Source organism: Alcaligenes sp. MMA, from assembly GCF_020907215.1.
Classification (GTDB): Bacteria; Pseudomonadota; Gammaproteobacteria; order Burkholderiales; family Burkholderiaceae_B; genus Alcaligenes; species Alcaligenes aquatilis.
The window spans coordinates 379,959-402,343 of the sequence record NZ_JAJJPP010000001.1; the positions used below are offsets into that span (position 1 = coordinate 379,959).

21 protein-coding genes are annotated in these 22,385 nt (G+C 56.1%); 10 read left to right on the top strand and 11 right to left on the bottom strand.

The genetic code is table 11. The annotated features are described in order from the left end of the window. Positions 1-144: 144 nt before the first annotated feature. From rpmG to LNA76_RS01675, 3 genes are all read right to left on the bottom strand, one after another. Positions 145-312 (bottom strand): 50S ribosomal protein L33, encoded by a 168-nt coding sequence (gene rpmG / locus LNA76_RS01665; RefSeq protein ID WP_003802781.1) that lies wholly within the window; start codon positions 310-312, stop codon positions 145-147. Between the two features lie 35 nt (positions 313-347). Then, positions 348-584 carry a 50S ribosomal protein L28 gene (gene rpmB / locus LNA76_RS01670; protein ID WP_003802782.1) on the bottom strand — a complete coding sequence of 79 codons (237 nt, stop codon included), beginning with the start codon at positions 582-584 and terminating at the stop codon, positions 348-350. Positions 585-724: 140 nt separating this feature from the next. Continuing rightward, positions 725-1,873 carry a Bcr/CflA family multidrug efflux MFS transporter gene (locus LNA76_RS01675; protein WP_094198393.1) on the bottom strand — a complete coding sequence of 383 codons (1,149 nt, stop codon included), beginning with the start codon at positions 1,871-1,873 and terminating at the stop codon, positions 725-727. Positions 1,874-2,223: 350 nt separating this feature from the next. On the opposite strand from LNA76_RS01675, the gene LNA76_RS01680 reads away from it, so the two are divergent. From LNA76_RS01680 to LNA76_RS01695, 4 genes are all read left to right on the top strand, one after another. Continuing rightward, the gene (locus tag LNA76_RS01680) at positions 2,224-3,462 is read left to right on the top strand and encodes a class I SAM-dependent methyltransferase (protein WP_094197263.1); all 1,239 of its coding nucleotides are present in this window, start codon (positions 2,224-2,226) and stop codon (positions 3,460-3,462) included. 538 nt (positions 3,463-4,000) lie between these two features. Further along, complete coding sequence (locus tag LNA76_RS01685; RefSeq protein ID WP_230017725.1) at positions 4,001-5,044, top strand: ABC transporter substrate-binding protein; 1,044 nt, start codon at positions 4,001-4,003, stop codon at positions 5,042-5,044. A 149-nt stretch (positions 5,045-5,193) separates the two neighbouring features. Beyond that, positions 5,194-6,051 carry an ABC transporter permease gene (locus tag LNA76_RS01690; RefSeq protein WP_094197262.1) on the top strand — a complete coding sequence of 286 codons (858 nt, stop codon included), beginning with the start codon at positions 5,194-5,196 and terminating at the stop codon, positions 6,049-6,051. Further along, positions 6,048-7,337, top strand: coding sequence for a quaternary amine ABC transporter ATP-binding protein (locus LNA76_RS01695; RefSeq protein WP_108727735.1), 1,290 nt, complete (start codon positions 6,048-6,050; stop codon positions 7,335-7,337). Before LNA76_RS01690 ends, LNA76_RS01695 begins: the two co-directional genes overlap by 4 nt. 208 nt (positions 7,338-7,545) lie before the next feature. Here LNA76_RS01695 and LNA76_RS01700 read toward each other — a convergent pair whose 3' ends face one another. From LNA76_RS01700 to radC, 8 genes are all read right to left on the bottom strand, one after another. Beyond that, positions 7,546-8,967: an MATE family efflux transporter gene (locus LNA76_RS01700; protein ID WP_094197260.1), complete on the bottom strand. Its 1,422-nt coding sequence runs from the start codon at positions 8,965-8,967 to the stop codon at positions 7,546-7,548. Positions 8,968-8,976: 9 nt separating this feature from the next. Continuing rightward, a complete protein-coding gene (locus LNA76_RS01705; RefSeq protein ID WP_125276560.1) occupies positions 8,977-10,737 on the bottom strand; it encodes an ArnT family glycosyltransferase in 1,761 nt (586 codons plus the stop codon). Positions 10,738-11,039: 302 nt separating this feature from the next. After that, positions 11,040-11,306, bottom strand: coding sequence for a type B 50S ribosomal protein L31 (locus LNA76_RS01710; RefSeq protein WP_009456467.1), 267 nt, complete (start codon positions 11,304-11,306; stop codon positions 11,040-11,042). 357 nt (positions 11,307-11,663) lie between these two features. Further along, on the bottom strand, positions 11,664-12,989 hold the full coding sequence (locus LNA76_RS01715) for an MFS transporter (RefSeq protein ID WP_230017727.1): 1,326 nt from the start codon (positions 12,987-12,989) through the stop codon (positions 11,664-11,666). Positions 12,990-13,018: 29 nt separating this feature from the next. Further along, entirely contained in the window at positions 13,019-13,696 is a 678-nt protein-coding gene (locus tag LNA76_RS01720) for an aspartate/glutamate racemase family protein (RefSeq protein ID WP_108727732.1), read from the bottom strand. A 38-nt stretch (positions 13,697-13,734) separates the two neighbouring features. Further along, on the bottom strand, positions 13,735-15,153 hold the full coding sequence (locus LNA76_RS01725) for an MFS transporter (RefSeq protein ID WP_230017729.1): 1,419 nt from the start codon (positions 15,151-15,153) through the stop codon (positions 13,735-13,737). A gap of 302 nt (positions 15,154-15,455) precedes the next feature. After that, the gene (locus LNA76_RS01730; protein WP_125276562.1) at positions 15,456-16,298 is read right to left on the bottom strand and encodes a MurR/RpiR family transcriptional regulator; all 843 of its coding nucleotides are present in this window, start codon (positions 16,296-16,298) and stop codon (positions 15,456-15,458) included. Positions 16,299-16,391: 93 nt separating this feature from the next. Next, positions 16,392-17,063: a RadC family protein gene (radC, locus tag LNA76_RS01735; RefSeq protein ID WP_230017730.1), complete on the bottom strand. Its 672-nt coding sequence runs from the start codon at positions 17,061-17,063 to the stop codon at positions 16,392-16,394. A gap of 49 nt (positions 17,064-17,112) precedes the next feature. On the opposite strand from radC, the gene LNA76_RS01740 reads away from it, so the two are divergent. From LNA76_RS01740 to LNA76_RS01765, 6 genes are all read left to right on the top strand, one after another. After that, the gene (locus LNA76_RS01740) at positions 17,113-17,589 is read left to right on the top strand and encodes an FKBP-type peptidyl-prolyl cis-trans isomerase (protein WP_223254057.1); all 477 of its coding nucleotides are present in this window, start codon (positions 17,113-17,115) and stop codon (positions 17,587-17,589) included. After that, on the top strand, positions 17,589-18,560 hold the full coding sequence (gene ispH, locus LNA76_RS01745; protein WP_094197257.1) for a 4-hydroxy-3-methylbut-2-enyl diphosphate reductase: 972 nt from the start codon (positions 17,589-17,591) through the stop codon (positions 18,558-18,560). The genes LNA76_RS01740 and ispH overlap by 1 nt, the downstream gene beginning before the upstream one ends. 34 nt (positions 18,561-18,594) lie before the next feature. Beyond that, the gene (gene maiA, locus LNA76_RS01750) at positions 18,595-19,242 is read left to right on the top strand and encodes a maleylacetoacetate isomerase (RefSeq protein WP_230017732.1); all 648 of its coding nucleotides are present in this window, start codon (positions 18,595-18,597) and stop codon (positions 19,240-19,242) included. Between the two features lie 86 nt (positions 19,243-19,328). After that, a complete protein-coding gene (locus tag LNA76_RS01755) occupies positions 19,329-20,234 on the top strand; it encodes an NAD(P)-dependent oxidoreductase (protein ID WP_326833639.1) in 906 nt (301 codons plus the stop codon). A 78-nt stretch (positions 20,235-20,312) separates the two neighbouring features. Then, a complete protein-coding gene (locus LNA76_RS01760; RefSeq protein ID WP_230017736.1) occupies positions 20,313-21,767 on the top strand; it encodes a YdgA family protein in 1,455 nt (484 codons plus the stop codon). A 238-nt stretch (positions 21,768-22,005) separates the two neighbouring features. Beyond that, positions 22,006-22,383 carry a translation initiation factor gene (locus LNA76_RS01765; RefSeq protein ID WP_094197253.1) on the top strand — a complete coding sequence of 126 codons (378 nt, stop codon included), beginning with the start codon at positions 22,006-22,008 and terminating at the stop codon, positions 22,381-22,383. Positions 22,384-22,385 lie beyond the last annotated feature (2 nt).

Consider the following 22,385-nt stretch of genomic DNA (forward strand, 5'->3'; position numbering starts at 1 on the left):
CGGCTGCATGGTGGGCAGTGTGCATGAGCGTAATGGCAGATAGGAGGCAGGCCTGTCACAGCAGCCTGTGAAGCGCAAAAAAAACCCCTGCAGGGCAGGGGCTTTTTTTGAAAACCAATCCGCTGCAGTAGCGGCGGGCGCGAATTAACGCAGCTTGGTTTCTTTGTACTCGACGTGCTTGCGAACGACGGGGTCAAATTTCTTGATCACCATTTTTTCAGGCATGTTGCGCTTGTTTTTTGTGGTGGTGTAGAAGTGACCGGTGCCGGCGGACGATTCGAGTTTGATTTTTTCGCGTATACCTTTAGCCATGATGAGCTCCTGGTTAAATGTTTAAGAAGCGCAGCTTAGTATTTTTCGCCGCGGGAGCGCATTTCGGCCAGAACGGAGTCGATACCGTTCTTGTCGATGGTGCGGATAGCATTAGCGGAAACGCGCAGGCGAACCCAGCGGTTTTCACTTTCAACCCAGAAACGACGGGACTGCAGGTTTGGCAGGAAGCGACGCTTGGTTTTATTGTTGGCGTGCGAAACATTGTTGCCCGACATTGGGCCTTTTCCGGTCACTTGGCATACGCGTGCCATGGTCATACCCCTTGAGATCTAAATCAGCCTCCGCTAAACGAAAAAAGCCGCGGGCGATTGTAAAATTAGGATCGTGTTAACCCCAGTGCTGGGGTACAAAGAAGATTATTCTAATATGGAAAAATCACTTAGATCAAGTTTTACCGTGCTTTCCTCGCGGCATTGCGGCCAAACAGCCACGATAAGATGGCACAGATCGCCAATACGGCGGTCAATGGCAAAGCATTGGGAGCAGCCCAACTGCTGACGGCGAAACCGGCTAACGCTCCACACAGCATTTGCAAAGCGCCCATCAAGGCCGAAGCAGTTCCCAGGCGAAGACCTTGTTCAGACAGGGCCAGGGCGGCGGAGTTGGGGTTTACAAAGCCCTGACAAGCCATAAAACCCATCAGTGTCACCATCAACCAGGTCAGATCCAGCACGCCCAGCAGGGTCAGAATCGCGCCCAGCACAGTAAAGATCACCTGCAGTCCCTGCGCCACGCGCAACAATGTGGGTGGGCTGTAAGTATTGAGCAAGCGGGCACTGACTTGAGAGAAAACAATCAGACAGGCCGCATTGGCACCAAAATAAAAACCGAAATGACGCGGCTCGACAGAAAACAAGTCGATAAAAACGCGCGGCGATCCGGCGATATAGGCAAACATGCCCGCAGAGCTGAAACCGGCGGCCAGGGAATAAAACATGAACGGCCGGTCACGCAGCAAGGCGCTGTAATTATGTGCGATCAGTTTGGGCTGCAGCGGCAGTACGCGCTCCGGGGCCAGAGACTCTTTCATGGTGAAAAAAGTCAGCAGCCACAGGAGCACACCACAGCCTGCCATGAAGTAAAAGATGCCGCGCCAGTCGCTAAACAGCAGGATCTGGCCGCCAATCAGCGGAGCCAGAATGGGCATAACCCCCATGATCAGCATCAGCATGGACAGGGCGCGGGCGGCTTCACGGGTCTCGAAACGGTCCCGGATCACGGCACGGGGAATGGCCATGCCAGCCGCCCCTCCGAAGGCCTGGACGATACGCCAGACAGTTAGTTCATCAATATCGCTGGCGCGTGCACAGAAAAAAGAAGCGGTGGTGAAAATCAGCACGCCCATCAGCAAGGGCAGCTTGCGGCCGAAGCGGTCTGCCATTGGGCCATAGACCAGTTGGGCCACACCGACGCCCAAGAGGAAACCCGCTAGCGTGCGCTCTACCATGCCTGCCGAGGTGTTCAGGCTCTGGGCCATCGCCGGGAAGGCGGGCAGGTACATATCAATGGCCAAAGGGCCCAGGGCCGTGAGTAGCCCCATCAGAATCAGCCAGGGTGGAAATGCAGGGGAGTGGTTGCGTGTCATCGGGCCAAGTATTAAGGTGGGGCAGATCCTGGCCGAGAGCCTGAACCCACTACCCTGTGCCGCGCATCAATGCAAGCCGATGCAATGGGCCAAAGGCAGGCAGTTTAGCATGGGGAAACGTCAATATTGAGGTAAGTGCTTTAGGTTTGAAGTATGTGATCCGTGACTTTGACGCAACGGATCCAGGGGCGGATTGTATTAGGCTACAGGATTGACAGCTTACGGGCGGTGTGTCGCGGTAGGCGGCACATTGTCATCTTTGTTTGTTTACATGCAAGGAGGCGAAGTTGAGTTCAATTTCATCCATGGTCCAAGCCAAATTAGATCAACTCAGCGTTCCGGTTCGACTGACCTTGCCCAATGGTGAGCAGGTCGGGACAACCAACGCATCGGTTCATCTGACGATCAAAGACAATGCCACCTTGGCGCAACTGGCTGCCGGCCAGTCCGGACAGTTGGGCGAGGCCTACGTGGAGGGGCGTATGGACTTTGACGGGTCCATGCGCGATTTGATGCAATTGGCCGCTGATATCTTGCCGGGCTCGCCAGTCGATGCCGCCCAGGCGGGCTGGCTGACCTCCATCATCAAGCACCTGACTTCTGTCTGGCGTCACTCCCAGGAAAAGGACGCCAAGCAGATCCAGTTTCACTACGACTTGTCGGATGATTTCTACGCCTTGTGGCTGGACCCGCGTCGGGTCTATTCCTGCGCCTATTACCGCGAGCCGGACATGACGCTGGCTCAGGCTCAGGAAGCCAAGCTGGAGCACATTTGTCGCAAGCTACGTCTGCAATCCGGCGAGCGTTTTCTGGATGTCGGGGCCGGGTGGGGGGGGCTGTTGATGTGGGCTGCTGAACACTACGATGTGGACGTGACAGGTATTACCTTGTCCCGTAACCAGCATGCCTATGTGAACGGGCTGATCGAGCAAAAGGGTCTGTCGGGCCGCGCCCGTATGATGCTGCTTGATTACCGTGAGCTCGATGAACTCAAGCCTTATGACAAGCTGGCCTCGGTGGGCATGTTCGAGCATGTGGGGCGAGCACAGTTGACGGCCTATTTTGACAAGCTGCGTCGTTTGGTCAAACCCGGTGGTTTGATTCTGAATCACGGTATTACGGCCGGTGGTGTGGACAATAGCCAACTGGGCGCCGGGATGGGCGACTTTATCGAGAAATACATTTTCCCCGGTGGAGAGCTGACTCATATCAGCCATGTATTGCGTCATTTGGCGGAAGGTGGTCTGGAAGGGCTAGATATTGAAAATCTTCGTCCCCACTATGCGCGTACCTTGTGGGCCTGGAGCGATGCACTGGAAAGTCAGTTGGACAAGGCCAAAGCGACGCTGGATTCGGAGCAGGGCCAAAAATCCCTGCGTGCTTATCGGGTGTATCTGGCCGGTTGTGCCATGGGCTTTGAGCATGGCTGGATCGCCTTGCATCAGGTTCTGGCTCAGGCCCAAAGTGTAGGGCGGACCCAGGAGCTGGAGTATGCGCCTGGCATCGTGTATCCATGGCGACGGGATTACATGTACCAGCCTTAAGTCAGTCATCCAAAGAGCAAATGACAAGGTGTTATGCCTTGTCATTTGCCTTTTTGGGCCCGGTTTCTACATCCCTCGATTCGCTCTGAATCATTAAGTAACAAAAAAAAATTTAGAAAATCGCTGAAACCACGTCAAACAAGGGTTTTGTTGTGTTTTAACCATTGACATATTTTTGGATTTTACTGGTTTTTCGTGGTAATAATTTGTTTTTGATTGCAAAGACCCGTAGAATGGCTTCCTTGTCTTATTCATCAATTCGATCCAGAACCGCTCGTGCAGCGTGTTCTATTCGCACCAAATCATCGCCCCGCGCGGTGTGACCCGGCCCCAGCCGTTTTGTTTCGGTCAGGGCGCAGAACGATATAAAAAAGGGTGTTTACCCATACGCATCGTTCCGGGTTTTTCGTGAGTGCCTGGCACTCGTCTATACGTAGGTATGTATTGGCGATAAAAGCATCGTCTTCCGCACACCCCTTTAGCCTTGGCGCCGACTGATCATGCAGGACGCGTCCACAGTAACTCAAGGAGGAGCATCATGTCTTCATACTTCCCTCACGCCGGTGCCAAGTCGCGCTTGCACCGCTTTCCCCTGATTCAAGCCTCTGTTCTGACCAGCGTTTTGCTGGGTTTGTCGTCCGCCGCACAAGCCGCTACCCCGGTTTCCTGCGAACTGGATCGTGCTGTCCGCTTTGGCGGTATGAATTGGGAATCCAACCTGGTCCTGACTGAAGTCGAGCGTTTTATTGCTGACAAGGGCTATGGCTGCAAGACTGAGGTCATCTCGGTCGAGACGCTTCCGGCTTTGGCTGCATTGGAGCGAGGCGACCTGGATGTCAACACGGAAATCTGGCTCAACAGTGTGGCAGACCCCTGGAAACAGGCGCAAGCTACAGGGAAAGTAAAACGTATTGGTGATATCTACATGGGTGGCGAAGCCTGGTTCATTCCACGCTACACGGCCGAGCGTTTGCCAGAGCTGAAGTCCGCCGCGGACTTGCCCAAGTTCAAAGATCAATTCAAAGACCCTGAAGAGCCCGGTAAAGGCCGTTTCTATGGCTGCCCGGCAGGTTGGGGGTGTGAAGTGGTCAGTGGCAATCTGTTCAATGCCCTGAAGCTGGGTGATACCTACACCTTGTTCTCGCCCGGTACCGGTGCCACGCAGAAGGCTGCCTTGACCTCCGCTTACCAGCGCAAGGAAAACATCGTTTTCTACTACTGGTACCCGACACCGCTGGTGGGCTCCATGGATCTGGTCAAGCTGGAGTTGCCAGCCTATGACGCGAAAAAGCATGGTTGTTTGACGGACCCCAATTGTGCCAATCCGGAGCCTAGCGACTACCCCGAAAATCCGGTGTTCACCGCTGTTAATACGGAGTTCTCCAAGCAGGCTCCCGAGTTGACGGCCTTCCTGGCCAATGTCAGCGTGCCTTTGGAGTTGATGAACGACACCATGGCTCATATGGAAAAAACCGAGGGTGAGCCCGAAGATGTGGCGCACTGGTTCCTGAAAGAGCACCAGGATACCTGGTCCAAGTGGGTGCCTATGGAAGTGGCTCAGCGCGTAAAAGCCGCTCTTTAGTATTCGTGTTGTTGTGTAAGCGAGGCCGGCCTCGGTATCGGCATCCTTCGGGGTGTGGACACTGAGCCGTACCTCGCTTTTGTGCCTGGTCAGTTTGTGGCCGGGCGGCACGCCCGTGCCACATGCACGAGTTTTACGGAGTGTTTTTTATGTTTCCTGAGTTGATTGATCCGCGCGCCTTACGTTTGCCCATCGATCAGTTCGTGGGTGATCTGGTTGACAATTATTCCAGTGCCTTGCGCGCCATGACCCAGCCTTTGCTGGATATGCTGGTTTTTATGGAGTCCGTCTTACGCAGCAGCCCTTGGTGGGCGGTTGTGTTGGTGGTGGTGGTGCTGGGTTGGGCTGCCAGTCGCCGGGTTCTGTTCTCCGTCGCCATGGGGGCGATGTTGTTCGCCATCGGTTTGATTGGCTTGTGGGATGCAGCCATGCAGACCCTGGCGCTGATGATCGTGGCCGTTTTCCTGTCTGTCCTGATAGGCATACCACTAGGTTTGTTGATGGCCAGCTTTAACTGGCTGCGCCGCATCATGATGCCGATCCTGGATGTGATGCAAACCATGCCCAGCTTTGTTTATCTGATTCCGGTGGTGATGCTGTTCAATCTGGGCAAGATCGCCGCCCTGATTGCCACCATCATTTATGCCATTGCGCCTGTCATTCGTTTGACGGATCTGGGAATACGTCTGGTCGACAGTGAAGTGCTGGAAGCCTCGCGTTCTTTTGGGTCCAATCGTTGGCAGCAGCTCTACGGGGTGCAACTGCCCCTGGCCATGCCTAACATCATGGCCGGTATTAACCAGACAACCATGATGGCCCTGGCCATGGTGGTGATCGCTTCCATGATCGGTGTGCGAGGGCTGGGCTACGAAGTGCTGCAAGGCATTAACCGCCTGCAAGTGGGCCGTGGCCTGATGGCCGGTTTGGGTATTGTGCTGTTGGCAATCTTGTTTGACCGTATTACGCAAGAGTTCGGTCGCCGCTTTCAGACGCGGGAGGCCTCATGAGCAAGATTGAAGTTCGCAATATTTATAAGATCTTTGGCTCGCAACCCGAGCGCTGGCTGCAAGAGGCTTGTGACGGTGTTCGCAAAGATGAGCTGCTGGCCAAAAGCGGTCATACGCTGGGTCTGCGCGATATCAGCCTGTCTATCGAGCCTGGCAGTATTTACGTCATCATGGGCTTGTCCGGTTCAGGCAAGTCCACCTTGATTCGCCACTTCAACCGTTTGATTGAACCGACGGCAGGGCAAATTCTGGTGGATGATGTGGACGTGATGAGTCTGGATGGCAAGGCTCTGATGCAGTTCCGTCAGCAAAAGATCAGCATGGTCTTTCAGCGCTTTGGCCTGTTTCCGCATCGTACCGTGCTGGAAAATGCCGCTTATGGCCTGCAGGTGCAGGGCATGGGCCGCGCCGCCCGGGAAGAGAAGGCCACTTATTGGCTGGAGCAGGTGGGTCTGCAGGGTTTTGAAAAACAGTATCCCCATCAGTTGTCTGGCGGTATGCAGCAACGTGTGGGCCTGGCACGCGCTTTGGCCACCGATGCGGACATCCTCTTGATGGACGAAGCGTTTTCGGCGTTGGATCCACTGATTCGACGTGAAATGCAGGATCAGTTGCTGGAGCTTCAGGCCCGTCTGAACAAGACCATTGTGTTTATTACGCATGATTTGGATGAGGCCCTGCGCCTGGGTAACCGGATCGCCATTCTGAAAGATGGTGAGCTGGTCCAGGAAGGTTCGCCCGAAGATATTTTGCTCTCGCCCGCCAGCGATTATGTACAGGCTTTCTTGCAAGACGTGAACCGCAGCAAGGTGCTGAATGCGGCCCATGCGGTGCGCGATTCCAGCAAGACATTGACCTTCACCATGCGTACTCGTGCTGTTCATGCGCTGGAGCGCTTGAGCGAACGGGGCGTGCGTTATGCGCCTGTGCTCGATGGCAAGCGCCTGGCCGGTGTCTTGATGCGTTCCAGTGCCCAGGAAGCGGTGCAGCAAGGCGCACGGGACATCTCCGGCTTTGTGGATGAAATGAGTTCAGTGCCCGCGACCATGGGGCTGGATGAAATTCTGGGGCAATTGCTGCGTAGCAGCGAACCTTTGGCGGTGACTGGGGAGAATGATGAGTTCCTGGGCCTGCTATCGCGTAGCAAGGTCGTGGACCTGGTCAGCCCATTGATTGATGCGGTTGAGGAGTCGGCGCAGGCAGAGGCGGATGCGTCCTCGGATTCAACTACAGACGATACCGTCAAGCTTGCGGAAGCTATTGAAGGCAGTAAGCCTGCTGCCTGAGTTTCCTTGTCTTGGTAAGGCAACAGAAAAAACGGGACCAGTTATTCAACTGGTCCCGTTTTTTTTATATGTTTGCGCGTTGAAGATTTACCGTATTTCGGCCTTGGGCTTTTGAGGCTGAGCAAAGAGTAAAAAAGCACAGGGTAGTCAGTATCGGAGCGTCTGAGTTTGCCGTGGACTGAGTGAGTGTCAGTGCCCCAGGTCTGGCTTATTGGGACGCCTGCGTCTTGCGCCTTGTCGGATTGTAGATGCGCAAAATATGAACGTACCAGAACAGCAGCAACAAGGCCGAAGCCCCCAGGCCCAGGCTGGACATGGTCCATAAGCTGGCCGCCCCCACAGGTGCTCCCGGTGCCAGCCATTGAATGACGCCTTCCAGCGATCCGGCTGCAGGTCCAAAACCCAGCCACCACCCCCCACCCAAACCCAGTACGCTCAAGGCAAAGAATTGCAGCAGCATGGGGACAAAAGCTACTTTATACGCGCGCAGCAGATAGGAAATCAGGCACTGGAACGCATCGAAAAAGTGGAAAAAGGGCAGTAGTTGCAGCAACAGCAAAGCCCGGAGTGCGACATCGGCATCATCGGTGTAGGCATGGGCCAAGGTCGGACGCAGCAGCACCAATAGGGTAATCGTTAAGGTTACCCCCGCCAGCACGATTGCCAGACTCAGCATTCCCACTTGGCGGGCGCGATGATATTGCCTCGCACCAATCGCTTGAGCGCTGACTGAGGCAGCGGCAACGCCCACAGCCATCGGCACCATAAAGCAGACGGCGGCCAGATTGGCCATGATCTGGTGCGCACCCGATGCAAAGACTCCCTCGCGGGCGACCAGCAGTGCCATGAAGCTGAAGGCGCAGATCTCGATCAGGTAGGAGCCGCCCATAGGCAGACCCAGACGCAGCAGTTCTTTTTGGGCCGCCCAGTTGGGTAGCCCCAGTCGCAGCGTAAACGGCTTGTAGTAGCGGTCGGTACGCAGCAACCACAGGCCTGCCGCCAGCATCAGCCAGGACACTACCGTAGTGGCCAAACCTGAGCCGACGGCGCCCATGGCCGGTAGTCCAAATTTCCCGAAAATCAGCACCCAGTTGAACAGGGCCTTGAAGGCCACGCTGAACAGATTGATCAGCATGACGGCCTTGGGGCGCGATGTGGCGGTACCCAGGCAATAAATGGTTCGGAATACCAGGGCGGCGGGTAGAGCCAAGATCAGACTGCGTAAATACCAGGTTACTCGGTCGTGAACCTCAGGGCTTAAGTCGCCCGACCAGCGTAACCATATATTGGGAAAGGCCAGCGCCAGGGTGCCGATCAAGGTCAGCAAAAGGGCCAGCCACACGCCTTGCCCCCACCAGCGGCCCACTTCTGTCAGGCGGCGCGCGCCAAATTGTTGCGCAATGATAGGAATCAGAGCGTGGATGACGCCCATCAAGCCAATAAAAACGGTGATGTAAATGGATACGCCCAGGCCCATGGCCTGTAGGTCGATCGGGCTGCTGTGGCCGACCATGACGGTATCCAGAACACCAAAGGCGATACCTGCCCAGGAGCCGACCAGCACAGGCCAGGCCTGACGCAGGATCTGACCTGCCTGGCCTTTCCAGTTGCGATGAAACACGGAGGACATGATTGAAACTTACTGAGCTTGCACTCGCAGCAGACGGAAAGCCTCGTGGCGATCTGGCCCGCGTTTACCTTGCCAGAGCTGGACCGCATTGTCGGGAATGGGGGCCTTGCCATCTTTCAGGTCGCGCAGGGAAAACTGTTCCAGTACCAAGGAGCAGCGGTTATCAAAATTGATATTGATGTTGTTGAATACCAGGAAGGAGGCTCGTTGCCCCGAACCCAGCCCCCAGGAGCGCAGGCATTCACCGGCTTGCTTGTGCGCCTGCAGGGCGGCAGACAGTTCGCCGGATACATCGCGGTAGCTACGTACGTAGTCCAGTGAGGGCATCCATAAAGTCACCAGCAAGAGCCAGGTGGTAATGAGGCCACCTGCAGACAAGACTGTGCCACGCAACAGTCCTGGCGGGTTGGAGGACAAGCGCCAGCGCACCAGTGCGATCCAGGCGACGGTGCCGAGCACGGCAATAATCATGACCGGCCAGGAGATAAAGGTGTCATAGCCTTGCGTCTGGCGGGCAATATTTTGCGAAATCTGCCGTGGCCATCCGGTTTGCTGAGCAAACCAGCCCAGCCAGACGGTTGCCGCTGTCAGCGAGAAACACATGATGGCAAACCAGTCCAGCGTGTTGATGACGCCACGACGTAGGGTGGGCAGCGAGAAAGCAGCCAGGATGGCGCAAGGCACGACCAGCAAGGCGTATTCGGGCTCGAAGGCATCGCGCATGAATAATAGGCTGATGAGCGGAACCAGAAAACTGATGGCAGGTACGTAAATATGCGGGGCTTTGAGCCAGCTGCGCCATTGCCACAGCGCCAGCAATGCCAACGGCCAGATAGGCCAGAGGAACCAGAGCAAGTCGCGCAGATTATTCAACTGCTCCTTGAATCCGGCCCAGCCCCAGGCTGCCAGATGCCACAGACGCCACTGTTCAGTCCAGTACACGCTGACACGCTTGGCCGGGATCCACCAGGCCATAATGATGGCCAGGGTCAGCACGGCACTCAGGGCCAGCCATTGGCTGTGCTGGCGCAAGGGGCCGCGTGGAATAAAGCACAGCGCAGTGGCCAGCATAATGGGGCCAGCGCCCAGCCAGCCACGGGTCAGAAAGCAGGCACCCAAAGACAGGCCCAGCATGATTGCACCTGAGGCTGGGCGGTCGAACATGCGTATCAGGCTGTACAAGGCCAGGGCTTGGAAAGCAATGATGGCCGGCACTTCCGACGTTTCATGCATGCGCCAGATGATGCCCACTGTGGCCACTGTCAGCAGCAAAGTGGCGTCGGCAATCATGCGCCCATAGGCGGTGGGCGAGGGCTCCCCCCCAAAGGGCAGGCGTAACGGTTGGGCTTCGGGACGACGGGCCAGCCAGTAGGCACTGTGCCAGACCGAGGCTGCCAGCATGCCGAACCACAGTAAATTGGGCAGGCGGGACGCCACAATATTGGCGTTCAGTTCGGAGGTGAACAGCTTGAGCAGCGGCGCAAACAGCGTAATGAACAGCGCCCCCAGCCAGGTCGTCAGCGGCCCGTCCTGGGCATGCGCCAGGTCCCCTACCTGCGGCAACAGCAAAGCCTGACCGCTGGGATCAGACAAGGCGGTCAGCATGGTTGCAAGCCCGATGACATCGTCTGCCTTCCAGGGGTCACGGAAAAACAGACCCGCAAGAATGTAAATTGTCCCCACAACAAGCAGGACCAGTCGGGGAAGTTTGACGGCAGCGGTAGCAGTCAGGCGGGCAGGGGTGGAGGTGGGTATGAGGCTAGATGACACGTCTAGGGTAAAACAGTCTGTTGATTCGCCCTATCTTAATGCAAAGGGGGCGCCTTGGCCGGGAAATGTACGCTAAAAAAGGACCCCCACGCTGCGCCTTCGGCTTGCGCTCCACCTCGCGGCTTGCATGCCGCTCGGATTCGCCAGGCACACAACAGTCCGCAATGGACTGCTGTGTGTCCGGGCTCATCCCCGAGGGGGGCTTTTTACCGGGGGCGCCGAGCCTTGGGGCGGCCTGGCGGTAAAAAAGGCAGCCGAAGCTGCCTTTTTTGCGCTGAACGCGGTATGTCGAGAAAGAGAGCTTATTCGCCTTTCTTGACGGTACCAGCCGTACGGGCAAAACGGGCGCGGAATTTTTCAACGCGGCCAGTTTCCACGATACGGGTTTGAGCGCCCGTGTAGAAGGGGTGCGACTCGGACGTCACGTCACACTTGAACAGCGGGTAAGTCTGACCGTCTTTTTCGGTGGTTTCGCGAGTCTGGACAGTGGAACGGGTGATAAAGGAGTTGCCCGTTTGCAGATCCAGAAACACCACGTCACGGTATTCTGGGTGAATGCCTTCTTTCATGATGATTCCTGTTTTGACAAATAAGGACCGCCAGCAAGGCACGTATTTACAAAAACAAAGCTGCACAGGGCAGATTTTCAATCTTTCTTGTAACTACCGGCACTAAAAAGCTAGAGGGCTGTTTTTTTAACCGAGTTTGGGTTTTACATCCCGCCCGATTGAATAATGCCTAAAGACTTTTTGCCACGTATCCGATGAAGCCTGAGATTTTAGCATCGAGCCGCCGCTTTTCAAAGAAAACTCCGCCAAAGCGCGGCACAAGTGCAACAGGGTCTCGCTCGCTGGCGGGTGGACAGGCCCCGAAAACGGCCAGTTTGCCAGCCTTTTCGCGGTCCTGATCCTTGCTTTTCAAGGAGTTCAGGTGGTTTGCCTGCGCTTGCGGAAAGACAGAATCCAGATACCGACGGCCAGTTCCAGCGCCGCAATAATCCACAAACCACTTTGGAAGTTACCGCTGGAATCTTTCAGCGCACCCAACATGAAGGGGGCGCCGAAGCCGGCCAGATTAGCTACGGAGTTGATGAAGGCCACACCGATAGCGGCTGCCGAGCCAGCCAGTACGGCATTAGGCAATTGCCAATACACCGGAATGCAGCCCATGGTGCCGGATACGGCCACAATCAGGCTGATAAAAGCCATCGTCGTATTGTTGCCCAGGAACAGACCCACACCAGCCAGACCGATCGCGCCGATGATGACGGGAATGCCCGTGTGCAGTCGGGCTTCGCGGCGACGGTCGGCACTAAAGCCCAGCGTCAACTGGAAAATAGCTCCAAAAACATAGACCAGGCCTACCAGTAAACCAACTTGTAGCGGATCGGTCGGGCCTAGCGAGCGTACCAGGGTGGGGGCAAAAAAGGCCAACGTGGAGTTCGCGGCCACGATGCCAAAGAACATCAGGGTCAGGGTCCACAGATCGGCATTGCCCAAGGCTTTCTTGAAGCTGTGCTCGCGCGGGCCTGCGGCCTTGGCGTCCAGCACTAACTCCTGTTTGATCAGGTCTTTCTCTCGCTGGCTTAACCAACTGGCTTTTTCCGGGCTGTCCACAATGAACATCACTGCCAGAATGCCTGCGAAAATCGTCGGCAGGCCTTCTAGCAGGAATAACCATTGCCAACCGGACCAATCATTGACGCCATCCAGACGCGTCATGATGAAACCGGCCAGTGGTGCGCCCACAACCGAAGCCACCGCCGAGGCGGAAATAAAGACCGCAAACGCTTTGGCGCGACGATGGGCCGGGAACCAGAAGGTCAGGAACAGCAATACACCGGGCTGGAAACCCGCCTCAAAAGCGCCCAGCAAAAAGCGCATCACATAAAAGTAGGCGGCCGTTTTGGTAAACATCATCAGCACGCAGATCAGGCCCCAGCCAAAAGCGATACGGGCCAGGGTCTTGCGCGCGCCAATACGCAGCAGCAACCAGTTGCTGGGCACTTCAAAAAAGAAGTAGCCCAAAAAGAAAATGCCGGCGCCTATGCCGTAAACGGTTTCGGAGAACCCCAGTTCGGGCTGCATTTGCAGCTTGGCAAAACCAATGTTGAGCCTGTCTATCCAGGCCAGCATCCAAAGCAAAAAGATGAAGGGCAAAATGCGCCACATCACTTTTTTGTAAATCTGATCCAGTTCCTGCTTGCTGGCGGATGGGGCCTGGGCTCCGTCCGCAAGGGTGCTGCTCGTCATGAGGGTGTCTCCTTGTGTGGTACAGCGTGTTATGGCTGATCTGGGGGCAGGCGCTCGGCCATAAGCTCGCAGGCAGCAATGATGGGGTTGATCACCGGCACAGCCAGCCTGCTTTGCAGCGCTTGGGCGCTTTGAGCCAGCGGGCCGCCGCCGATGATGACGGCGCGAGCACCGTCCTGTTCGATACATGCCACGACACTGTCGGCCAGCTCCTGATCCTGACGTTCAGGGGCCTGGGCCAGATCCAGCGGGGCGGTAGGGGTCAGGCGCAGGCCGGAGAACTGGTTGCTCCAGCCATAGCGCTGTACTTGGTCCAGAATGGATTGCTCCAGGCCGGGCGTCGTGGTGGCAATGCCAAAAGGGGTGCCTGCTCGGGTGGCCTGCAGCATGGAAGCCTGGCCTATGCCGATGACTGGCACCTTTACGTGCTCAGTCAGGGCCTGCAGGCCGGGATCACCAAAAGCACCGATGATGATGCCGTCCGAGCCTTGCGCCTGGGCCAGTATCAGCGGGTGCCTGGCGATGGCGGCGGCTTGCTCCAGTTCCTCCATTTCGGTCAACATGCCCGGTCCCTCGGGGGCGGTCAGCCCCCGGACCAGGATGTCGCTGCGCTGCAGGCTCTGAAAGCAAGCCTGGGCAAGCGCAACCATCATGTCGGTGGTGGGGCGGGAAGTATTGGGGTTGATGAGCAGTACGGTATGAGACATAAATACAGGAGCCGCTGTAATGCGGCTTATCAAGTGAATCAGGTATCCAGGGGGCGGCCAAAGGTTTCGGGCGCCAACTGCAGGACGGCGGCAAAGGTGACATACATGCCCGCCATTAAGGTGAACATGCCGGCGACACCGTAGCCTTCCAGCACCCAGCCGCTAAGCGTGGGGATAAATGCGCCCGCCAAGGTGCCCAGCGCCAGAATGAAGGCGGTACCAAAGGCGCGGACGCGGGTGGGATACAGCTCGGGAGAGAAAATCCAGATCGTGGTGTTCAGCAACAGTACGCAGAACTGGAAGGCCGCACCGAACAGCAACACCAGGTAGATATTGAAGCTTAGAAAGCCAAAGGCCAGACCACTGGCGCAGGCCAGTAAAGCTCCGTAGGTGAAGACGCGTTTGCGAGGCACGCGGGAGCCCAGGTAAGAGGCGGTCAAGGCACCCAGCAAGCTGCCCGACTGCATCAGGATGGTGAAGGTATAGCTTTTCACCAGGGAGTAGCCTTGCTCTACCAGCAGAGTCGGCATCAGGGTCAGAACCGTCAGTTGCGCGCCGTAGGTCATGCACACGGCAATACCGGTGACCAGCGTGCGCATGGCCAGCGGGCCTTGGAAAATCTCGCTCAAGCGTACGCGCTCTGCTTTTTGCGCTTGTGGGCCGCTGTGCAGATAAGGGTAGGGGTTGGCAACGTGTCGGCCCAGCTTGCCCGAGGCCAGAATATTCAAAACCTGATTGGCCTCGTCGATACGGCCTTGCGACACCAGAAAGCGAGGTGTTTCAGGAATATAACGACGGTAGAACAGCACCATGAAGGCGGGCATGACCAGCAGGCCAAACACCCAGCGCCAGCTCTCGGGGCCGGGAAAGAGGGTAAAGACCAGCAAGCCGAAGGCCGGAGCCAGCATATTGCCCAGACCGCCACCCGCGACGTTGATCGTACCGACGGCGGTGCCGCGAAAGCGCGAGGAGCAGAACTCGGCCAGCATAGTGACGGCAATCGAGATCTCGCCACCCAGACCAAAGCCCACAATCATGCGACCCAGGCCCAGTACCCAGTAGCTGGGGGCCAGGGCGCAGATCAGCGCGCCCAGCGTGAACAGGGCCAGATTGATGGTCAGCATGACGCGGCGACCATAGTGGTCGGCGATATAACCAGATAGCAAGCGCCCCAGGGCCGCAGCGGCAAAGGTCAAGGTGTTCAGAAACCCGACATCACGAGGCGTCAGCCCCCAGTGTTGCTGTAGAAGCGGGCCTACCAGGCCCACGGCATTTTGCTCGAGCACGTCAAACAGCACGCCCAGCAAAATCAGGGCCAGCACTTTGCGGTGTGAGTTGGTGACGCCTATGGTTTCCAGCGAGTTTTCCAGTTGCTGCTGAACCGTGTGATTGTTGGCCGTAGAACTGGCCTGTGCCTGCTCGGTGTCGGCCGGCAAGGTTTGCTGCTTGCTAGACATGGTTTCTCCTCGTTTCAGGACATGCTTGGCACGTCCGCCCATAACATTATTTTTTCAGCCATTATTAATATGAAAAAATTTTTTCAAAACTAGGGTTAACGAGAAAGATTTTGCAGTTTTTTTATTCTGTTCTTTAATTCATTGATAAAAAAGGGGTTTTAATAAAAAAAGGATCATCGCATTTTGCATATGATCCTTATTCGATTCTTGGGATAGCCTCTGGCAGCCTGACTTGTGCTGGACTGACTTACCTTCTTGGCTGCATGAGCAGTGGATGGGTTTGTGATGCCAGTTTCAGCGGTCTACAGCTCCAGAAAACTGTCGTGGAAAGCTTCCACCATGCCCAAATGGCGACGCCCGACCGGGCCGGCCTGATCCATTATCTGACTCAGAATCAAATGGCATAAGCCGATCACCGCCACGTGGTTGTCCAGCACACCGGGCGACTGGACATCGCATCGCAACGTCCAGCGACAGGCACTTTTCTCGGCGCTGAGTTGATCGGTGATATGCAGCACATTCGGGTTCAGCTGAGCTATTTGCCTAATCAGCTGATCCATATTGCGCACCCGGCGACGCAGGGCAAAGATCACCACCACATCGTCGGCGTGTATGCCGGCCAGATGCTCCCCCATGGTTTCGCCAGGGCCGGGAATCAGATGGGCTTCAGGGACGATTTGCAGCAACTGCCAGCGAAAGTAATTGGCCAGAGCATGGCTGGATCGAAACCCCAGTACCCACACTTTGCGTGCGCCCAGAATGGCCTGGGCAATCTCTAGCAGTAGTGAGTCGGGAATGCGTCGGTAGGTGGAGGCCAGATTGTTCTGGCTCTGTTGCAGGTGTGTGGCCAGCGAGCGTTCGGCTTCTGTCTCGGTCGCGGCCAGCAGCAGGGGAGAGCCCGCTTTCTTTTCGGAGCGCACTTGCTTGCGAGCCGCTTCGTAATTGCTATAACCCAGGCGCCGAATAAAGCGGGTAACCGTGGCGTTAGATACATTGGCCAGAGATGCCAGCTCAGACGCGCTGTAGCCGGCCAGATCGCCTGGGAAATCCAGGGCAAATTCCGCCAGACGTCGCTCTGATGGGGATAGATCGTGAAGAATGTCACGTACGCGTCCAACAAAGGACTTCACGGCGGGATCAGACATGGCGCTCCGTACTCTTGTAGTGTGTTCAGGATTTTACGGGGAAGCTCATGGAACTGTATCAAAAATCCGGCAGTTTCCGCCGGACCCGGTCGGCTACAGATCCCCGCGTTCGGCCATGGAGACAGTCTGGCTGGGCGTGACAATAATATGGTCCAACAAACGTATATCTACCAATGCCAGTGCCTGACGTATGTGCCGGGTCAGCCTGATGTCGGACGAGCTGGGATAGGCAGCGCCAGAAGGGTGATTGTGCGCCAGAATAATGGCGCAGCTATGGTGGCGCAGGGCAGCGCGCAAGATCTCCCGTGGGTAGACCGAGGCCTGATTGACGGTGCCCCGGCTGATTTCCTCGGCGCAGATCAGGCGCAGTTGATTGTCCAGAAACAGGGCCAGGCAGTGCTCCACGGGCAAATGTCCAATATGGGCCAGGCAATAGTCGCGTACCTTGTCCGCCTGATTCAGTACTGGCAATCCGGTCAGGGATTCCAGGGCACAGCGGCGTTGCAGTTCCCGGATAACCAACAGTTCCGCGCATTTGGCTGGCCCGATTCCGTCCAGCTGACGCAGGGCAGACGCATCGGCCGATAATAATCCTTTGAGTCCGTTAAAATGTTCCAGCAACATCTGACCGAGCTCGACAGCATTGCGCCCGCGTGTACCGGTGCGCAGGACAATACCCAGCAGTTCCGGGGTGCTCAGGCATGCAGGGCCGTGCGACAGCATGCGCTCGCGGGGCCCTTGGCGGCGTAAAGTGGATGTGGCCATAAGAAACGTTAAAATGCGGTAATTGAATGATTTTCTATAGTGAGCGATCGTGAGTAACTCTGCTAGTTCCGAGCTTGGAATTGTCCGTCAGGATTCCTACCTGACTTTGCACTATCGTATAGAGCTGGCCAGTGGCCCGGCGGCAGGCTCTGTGTTCGCGGATACCTTTACGGGTCGTCCGGCGACCTTGCAACTGGGCAATGGTCAGTGGGCCCCCGGTATGGAAGAAAAATTGCTGGGTCACCGTGAGGACGAGCGCTTTCAGCTCGACATCACCCCCGAGGATGCCTACGGTGCCCGTAACCCGGACCTCTTGCAGCGCATCACTCGTGAAATGCTGGCCAGCAATGCTGCCGAAGGGGTGGAGTTCGTACCCGGTGACATGGTGGAGTTTGCCGCCCCGAATGGCAGCCGCTATTCGGGCGTGCTCAAGGAAATCGACGACAAGACGGCCTTGTTCGATTTCAACCATCCTTTGGCCGGTGTGGCCTTGCGTCTGGATGTTCATATTTTGGGGATTCTGTAATGAGTCAAGTTACTCCCGTTCAGAACGCTGAGGTTGTTCTGGCCCAGCCCCGTGGATTCTGTGCTGGGGTCGACCGCGCGATTGATATTGTCGAACGCGCCTTGGAATTGCACGGCGCACCAATCTATGTGCGTCATGAAATCGTCCATAACCGTTACGTGGTCGAAGACCTGCGCAACAAAGGGGCGATCTTTATTAAAGAGCTGGACGAAGCTCCCTCGGGCGCGATCGTGATTTTCTCGGCCCACGGCGTCTCGCGTCAGGTGCGTGACGATGCCGAAAAACGTGGCCTGAAAGTCTTTGACGCCACCTGCCCGCTGGTGACCAAAGTGCATATCGAGGTCTCTCGCATGCGCGCCGAAGGCCGGGAAATCATCATGATTGGTCACGTCGGTCACCCTGAAGTTGAGGGCACCTTGGGGCAGGCCGATGGCGGCATGTACCTGGTGGAAACGCCCGAGGACGTCGCCAATCTGAACGTGGCTGATCCCGACAAGTTGGCCTTTGTGACGCAAACCACCTTGTCCGTGGACGATGCGGCGGTTGTGGCCCAGGCCTTGCGTGAACGCTTCCCCAATATCGTGGAACCCAAGAAAAGCGATATCTGTTACGCCACCCAGAACCGTCAGGATGCGGTCAAGATCATGGCCCCTCAGTGCGACCTGGTTCTGGTGGTGGGCAGTACCAATAGCTCGAACTCGAATCGTTTGCGCGAAGTGGCTGAACGCAAAGGCGCTGAAGCCTATCTGTTGGATAAACCGGAAATGATTGATCCGGCCTGGCTGGTGGGTAAAAAGCGCGTGGGTGTGACGGCCGGCGCATCGGCACCGGAGGTTCTGGTCAATCAGGTGATTCAGCGCTTGCAGGAACTAGGCGTGGGTCGTGTACGAGCCCTGGATGGGGTGGAGGAAAACATTGCCTTCCCGCTGCCCCGAGAGCTGTCGCGCAAGATTGAAAACCTGAACAAATAAAAAAACGAATTTTGCAGGGTGGACAGGAGACAAGATGATTCTATATAGCTACTTTCGCAGTTCCGCCGCTTACCGGGTGCGGATTGGTCTGAACCTCAAGGGACTGGATTACCAGATCAAGCCTGTGCATCTGCTTAAAGATGGCGGTCAGCAGCATCAGCCAGATTATGTGCAAATCAACCCTGTCCAGTTGTTGCCTGCCTTGGACGACGATGGTTTGATCATCACGCAATCCCTGGCTATTTTGGAATATTTGGACGAGCGCTATCCTGAACTGCCGTTCTTGCCTAAAACCTCAGCAGAGCGGGCCTGGGCGCGGTCCATGGCTCAAACCGTGGCCTGTGATATTCATCCATTGAATAATCTGCGTGTGCTGCAGTACTTGAAGAACGAGTTGTATGCCCAAGAAGATGCGCGCAATCAGTGGTATCGCCATTGGGTCAGCGTAGGACTGGAGGGCCTGGAGGCCTTGGTGCAACGCCATGGCAAAAAAGGTCACGCCTTCATCTTTGGTGATACGCCCGGTATGGCTGAAATTTGCCTGATTCCTCAGATGTTCAATGCGCGTCGCTTTGAGATTGACCTGACTGCTTTTCCTCGCCTGTTGGCGGTGGAAGAAAAATGTCTGGAACTATCCGCGTTTCAAGAAGCCGCTCCTGACCGTCAGCCTGATGCGGCCTGACGCCAAGCGTGAAGGCCGCCCGAAGCTGGGCTGGCCGGAATCCACCCGCCTGATAGGCGGGTTTTTCTTGCCTCATTGCCGTTGATGTGGCGGCCTGGGGGCGTAAAGGACAAAACATGAAGATTGGTTTTTGTGGATTGGGTCGTATGGGTCAACCGATGGTGCGCCGCCTGTTGGGGGCGGGTTATCAGATCAGTATCTGGAATCGCTCCAAAGACAAGGCACTTGCACTATTGGAAGCAGGAGCAAGCTGGTGTGATACTCCAGCGCAAATGGCCCAGCAGTGTGAAGCCGTATTCCTGTGCGTGTTCGATGCCCAAGCAGTGCACGATACCGTCTTGGGTGAGCAGGGCCTGGCCACTGTGCAGGGAACCTTGCAGATTGTGGTAGACCACTCCTCGATTTCACCTCGGGCGACGCGCGAGATGGCTGCCCAATTGCAGCAGCGTTGCGGGGCTGACTGGCTGGATGCCCCTGTATCGGGTGGTGTCGGTGGGGCTGAACAAGGCACCTTGGCCATCATGGTGGGTGGACAAGCGGCACAGCTAGAGCGCGTGCGCCCCGCACTGGCGGCGTATTCGCAGCGCGTCACCTTGATGGGGGCGGTCGGGGCTGGCCAAGTAACAAAATTATGCAATCAGACCATTGTGGCCACCACCTTGACCGCCATCGCCGAGGCCTTGAGCCTGGCCAATGATAATGGTGTGGATGCTTCTAAAATCAGTGAGGCTCTGGGGGGGGGTTGGGCCGATTCGGTGCTGCTGCAATTGTTCGTGCCGCGTATGACGCAGCGCGACAATCAAGTAAAAGCGTCGGTCGACACCATGTTGAAGGACTTGAACACGGTGGCAGAGTTGGCCAGTGCCAGTCATACCAGTATGCCCGTGGCCCATGCAGCCCAGCAAAGTTACCGTGTGGCTCATCGTTTGGGACTGGGCGAACAAGATGTCGCTCGCATTACGCACGTGAATAGTTACAATTACGGGGAATAAACCATCTTCAGTCAAACTTAGTTTCGGTATTATGTCGGCTGTTTAAAGTTGGGACTGTAGATCAACAAAAGGGAAGTCATGAAAAAAAGTACAGGGCTAGTCACACTGGTTGTCGTGTTAGCGGCTGCATACAGCGGTTCGACTTGGTATACCGGTAAGAAAACTGAAGCGCTGGTCAGTGAGAAAGTGGCCCAGTTCAATACCCTGGCTGCCGAGCAGATGCAGCAAATGGGCTTGAGCGAGTCAGTCGTCATGAATGTGCTGGATTACCAGCGTGGCGTATTTTCCTCTACCGCTCGTTACACCATCACTATCAAGCCTTCTGATGCTGAAGATACGCCTCTGGAGCTGACTTTTGATGACAAGATCAGCCATGGTCCGCTTCCTATGTCGGCAATGGCTCTGGGTAACTTCACTCCTGTTGCCGCCTTGTCGCGCAGCACCCTGGTCAAGACCAAGGACACGGAAGGCTGGTACAAGCTGACTGGCGACAAGACCCCTTTGTGGGCAGACAGCCTGGTTGGTTTTGACGGTGCTGTGGACACCAACGTGCACTTTGAAGCCATCAAGCACCAAGGCAATGAAATCAGTGTGGATTTCAGTGGTGGCCAGTTGCGTACCAAAGCCGGTGGCAAGAGCAAAGATATTGTTGTGACTGGCAGCTTCCCCAAGCTGTTCGTCGATGACATCAGCGAAGATCCATTGAAGCTGGAAGCCTCCAACTTTGTGGTGGATTTCAAGCAAGATGGCGACATCAATGTAAACGGCACCCAGGTTGGCAAGCTAAGCGTGGATAACGTGAAGATGCAAACCGCCGAGACCGATGGCATCACTTTCAAGCAAATCGCTGTCAACTCGGACGCTGTCACCAAAGACTCCATCAGCGATACCAAGGTCATCTACACGGTCAGTGATCTGGTGTTTGAGGACAAGGTCAATCTGGGTTCGATTGAGTTGTCCATGAACTTTGATCGCGTCTATGCACCTGCTATTTCTGCGCTCTCCAAGCTGATTTCCGACTCCAATTTGCAAAACGATATGGATTCGGTTGATGGCCCAACTGCTCAGAAGATAATGGAACTGGTTCTGCAAGCGCTGGAGCAAAAACCTGTGCTGCGTATTGAGCCGCTGCGTTGGTACACTGCCGCTGGCGAGTCCAAAGCCACTTTGCGCGTGGACTTCCAAAAGCCTGATGCAACGCTGCAACAGTTGAAAGAAAGCCCAGAGCTGTGGGTTGAAGCGATTCCTGCTGCTCAGTTGGATGTCTCGATCTCCAAGCCCATGCTGCGTGGTCTGGCTACCGATATGGACAAGGCCGAAGGCCTGACGCCTGAGGAAGGTAACGCTGCCATGCTGGACATGATGCTGGATGCTGCTGTGGCGCCTTACGCCAAGTCCAATATGATCAAGAATGACGAAAACGATATCTCTACCGTTATCAAGTACGATGGTCAGGATCGCGTGTTCGATATCAACGGCCAGCGCTTTACCTCCGAGCAATTGCTGGGTCTGGTCCTGATGGGCATGATGTAATTTATCTGGGCTTTGTCCAGCGTCAAGCCCACCGAATTTCGGTGGGCTTTTTTTTACCGCCGGGCCGCCCCAAGGTTGGGCGCCCCTGGTCAGAAATCCCCCTTGGGGATGAGCCGGGACACACAGCAGTCCATTGCGGAGTGTTGTGTGCCAGGCGAATCCGAGCGGCATACAGGCCGCGAAGTGGAGCGCAAGCCGAAGGCTTGTTTTGATTCAGTAATTGGAAGGAAGCCAGCTCATGGCCAGTTTATCGGACCAGCTATCCAGGCTGGTATACAGCACAGAACAAGGACGCGTGTGTCCGGATTGCGGACAGCCTCAGAACCAGTGTCGTTGCGAAGAAAACAAGCGCGAACAAGCCTTGTCTCAGGTTCAGGGGCCAGTGCGCTTGAGTCTGGAAACCAAGGGACGCAAAGGAAAGGGAGTGACCGTGGTAACAGGTCTGGTGATGCCTGAAGAGCAGCTCAAGGCGTTGGTCAAAGAACTGAAGAGTGCGTGTGGGGCGGGTGGGACGTTAAAAGAGGGAACGCTGGAGATTCAGGGTGATCATCGAGCCGTTGTGCAGGCACGCCTGGAACACAACGGCTTGACGGTTAAACGGGTCGGCAGACCCTGACA

Bases quoted from the DNA above. Each gene is read 5' to 3' on its own strand.
- ispH (WP_094197257.1), top strand. From the start codon at position 17,589: ATGAGTCAAGTTACTCCCGTTCAGAACGCTGAGGTTGTTCTGGCCCAG.
- LNA76_RS01760 (WP_230017736.1), top strand. From the start codon at position 20,313: ATGAAAAAAAGTACAGGGCTAGTCACACTGGTTGTCGTGTTAGCGGCT.
- LNA76_RS01675 (WP_094198393.1), bottom strand. From the start codon at position 1,873: ATGGGGCTACTCACGGCCCTGGGCCCTTTGGCCATTGATATGTACCTG.
- LNA76_RS01685 (WP_230017725.1), top strand. From the start codon at position 4,001: ATGTCTTCATACTTCCCTCACGCCGGTGCCAAGTCGCGCTTGCACCGC.
- LNA76_RS01680 (WP_094197263.1), top strand. From the start codon at position 2,224: ATGGTCCAAGCCAAATTAGATCAACTCAGCGTTCCGGTTCGACTGACC.
- LNA76_RS01715 (WP_230017727.1), bottom strand. From the start codon at position 12,989: ATGACGAGCAGCACCCTTGCGGACGGAGCCCAGGCCCCATCCGCCAGC.
- LNA76_RS01710 (WP_009456467.1), bottom strand. From the start codon at position 11,306: ATGAAAGAAGGCATTCACCCAGAATACCGTGACGTGGTGTTTCTGGAT.
- LNA76_RS01695 (WP_108727735.1), top strand. From the start codon at position 6,048: ATGAGCAAGATTGAAGTTCGCAATATTTATAAGATCTTTGGCTCGCAA.
- rpmG (WP_003802781.1), bottom strand. From the start codon at position 312: ATGGCTAAAGGTATACGCGAAAAAATCAAACTCGAATCGTCCGCCGGC.
- LNA76_RS01720 (WP_108727732.1), bottom strand. From the start codon at position 13,696: ATGTCTCATACCGTACTGCTCATCAACCCCAATACTTCCCGCCCCACC.
- LNA76_RS01690 (WP_094197262.1), top strand. From the start codon at position 5,194: ATGTTTCCTGAGTTGATTGATCCGCGCGCCTTACGTTTGCCCATCGAT.
- LNA76_RS01725 (WP_230017729.1), bottom strand. From the start codon at position 15,153: ATGTCTAGCAAGCAGCAAACCTTGCCGGCCGACACCGAGCAGGCACAG.
- maiA (WP_230017732.1), top strand. From the start codon at position 18,595: ATGATTCTATATAGCTACTTTCGCAGTTCCGCCGCTTACCGGGTGCGG.
- rpmB (WP_003802782.1), bottom strand. From the start codon at position 584: ATGGCACGCGTATGCCAAGTGACCGGAAAAGGCCCAATGTCGGGCAAC.
- LNA76_RS01700 (WP_094197260.1), bottom strand. From the start codon at position 8,967: ATGTCCTCCGTGTTTCATCGCAACTGGAAAGGCCAGGCAGGTCAGATC.
- radC (WP_230017730.1), bottom strand. From the start codon at position 17,063: ATGGCCACATCCACTTTACGCCGCCAAGGGCCCCGCGAGCGCATGCTG.
- LNA76_RS01730 (WP_125276562.1), bottom strand. From the start codon at position 16,298: ATGTCTGATCCCGCCGTGAAGTCCTTTGTTGGACGCGTACGTGACATT.
- LNA76_RS01765 (WP_094197253.1), top strand. From the start codon at position 22,006: ATGGCCAGTTTATCGGACCAGCTATCCAGGCTGGTATACAGCACAGAA.